Annotated in this window: 2 protein-coding genes and 1 pseudogene; 2 read left to right on the top strand and 1 reads right to left on the bottom strand. The window is 51.8% G+C overall.

Annotation, left to right across the window (positions count from 1 at the left end; genetic code table 11):
* Positions 1 to 144: 144 nt before the first annotated feature.
* Positions 145 to 1,179 (top strand): MFS transporter, encoded by a 1,035-nt coding sequence (locus tag J9889_RS20985; protein ID WP_210557988.1) that lies wholly within the window; start codon positions 145 to 147, stop codon positions 1,177 to 1,179.
* Positions 1,176 to 1,301, top strand: a complete 126-nt coding sequence (locus J9889_RS24605) for a hypothetical protein (protein ID WP_267893172.1) — start codon at positions 1,176 to 1,178, stop codon at positions 1,299 to 1,301. Before J9889_RS20985 ends, J9889_RS24605 begins: the two co-directional genes overlap by 4 nt.
* Before the next feature lie 366 nt (positions 1,302 to 1,667).
* Here the strand turns inward: J9889_RS24605 and J9889_RS20975 are convergent.
* Positions 1,668 to 1,788: pseudogene (locus tag J9889_RS20975) on the bottom strand (IS630 family transposase); the annotation flags it as partial.

Here is a 1,788-nt window from a genome sequence, read left to right as displayed (position 1 = left end):
CCGTTGTGGTCGTGGCAGAGGTGGTAGGATAGGCATCAACTCAGTCCTTTGGGTGTGGCTTGTTTTGTTTAGCGACTAATCAGATCGCACAAACTGGACTGAGTTCCCTTCCTCCGGTGATCTACTATTCGGAACAGCTATTTAGTGTGGGGGATCTTCCAGCCCATTACCGGTGCTTTGGCTGACCGCTTTGGTGCACGGCGAACCATCGTCGTGGGGGGACTCCTATACACAGTCGGCCTAGTCTTGATGAGCTTTGCAAGCTCTCCACTATCGCTGTCCATTAGTGCGGGGGTTCTAATCGGAATAGGTCTGTCGGGAACTTCATTCTCCGTAATATTGGGCGTTGTTGGTCGTGTCGTACCACCGGAAAAACGCAGTATGGCGATGGGTATCGCCGCAGCAGCAGGATCTTTAGGTCAATTTGCCATGCTGCCAGGATCATTGGGGCTGATCGAGTGGCTTGGCTGGTCGGCCGCATTGATTGTGCTTGGTATAACTGCTGCGTTCATAATGCCGCTTGCCGTAATGATTAAGGATAGCCCCCCCATCTCGCACGGACCACAACAAACACTAGAAGAAGCTCTGCGGGAAGCATGCAACCATTCGGGCTTCTGGTTATTGGCATTTGGATTTTTCGTCTGTGGCTTCCAGGTAGTGTTTATCGGTGTACATTTACCAGCCTACTTGGTCGATCAGCAATTGCCGGTGATCGTCGGCACTACTGCACTTGCACTCGTGGGGCTGTTCAATGTGTTCGGTACCTATATAGCTGGCTGGCTCGGCAGCAAACATTCCAAACCGCGTCTGCTGAGTGCCTTGTATCTGGTGCGTGCTGTTGTGATCGCGTTGTTCATTACGTTTCCTGTCACAACCTGGACTGCCTATGCGTTTAGCATTGCAATGGGGCTGCTGTGGCTCTCCACTGTTCCGCTGACCAATGGAACCGTGGCTACGATGTTTGGTGTCCGGAATCTCTCCATGCTCGGGGGCATTGTGTTCTTTTTCCACCAAATAGGTTCATTCCTCGGTGGATGGCTGGGTGGTTACCTGTTCGATCGTACCGGCAGCTATGAACTGGTCTGGTACATCTCCATCGCGTTGAGCTTTGTTGCTGCCGCATTGAACTGGCCGGTGAAAGAGCAGTCGGTGGCACGCATCGAGAGGGCGCAAGCATGACGATTCGCAAAGTCTGGTTCGTCCTCGCCGCCTGCGCGGCAATGGCGGTGTTAAGCTTAATCCTCTACGGCTGGCGCCAGGGGGGATTAGCTCTTCTCCAGTTGGACATGGGCCTGTGCTGAAACACGTGAAGTGTCTGGATCTATGGGGGCAAATCCAGCCCCCCTGAATTGTCCTCAGTTTCAGTTTCAGTTACATACAAGACATCACGTTCAGGCTAAAGTTAGGTGACAACTAGTTATTGTATAGATTAGGCATTATCGACCATGGGTGATGAACGAACACATGCTGAGGAGCAAAGTTCTGGAGATTGGCTGCAACTACAGCATGACAAGGAGACTGGGATAGAAAGCGTACAAGCCCATTTTCGTGGGCACGCTTATGATGCACACGACCATGATGAGATGTTAGTTGGCATTACCTTACAGGGCGTTCAGCGCTTTCATTGCAGAAGTGCTCTACACACTAAATAACTGATCCCAATAGTGCTACACCTTCGCTGTGCCATAGCCATTCCCCGGGAAAGGAGACACGGTATCCATGAAGTGTTTCACTCGGGCCAGCAGGTTTGCCATCCCTCTGCATTGATGATTGCGCGTGATGGTTTCA

Origin of the sequence: Aeromonas sp. PrichA-15 (assembly GCF_017939245.1) — a bacterium.
GTDB classification, from domain to species: domain Bacteria; phylum Pseudomonadota; class Gammaproteobacteria; order Enterobacterales; family Aeromonadaceae; genus Aeromonas; species Aeromonas caviae.
Note: the sequence above shows the minus strand (reverse complement) of the source record. Positions and strands in the feature narration are given on the sequence as shown.

Bases quoted from the DNA above. Each gene is read 5' to 3' on its own strand.
- J9889_RS24605 (WP_267893172.1), top strand. From the start codon at position 1,176: ATGACGATTCGCAAAGTCTGGTTCGTCCTCGCCGCCTGCGCGGCAATG.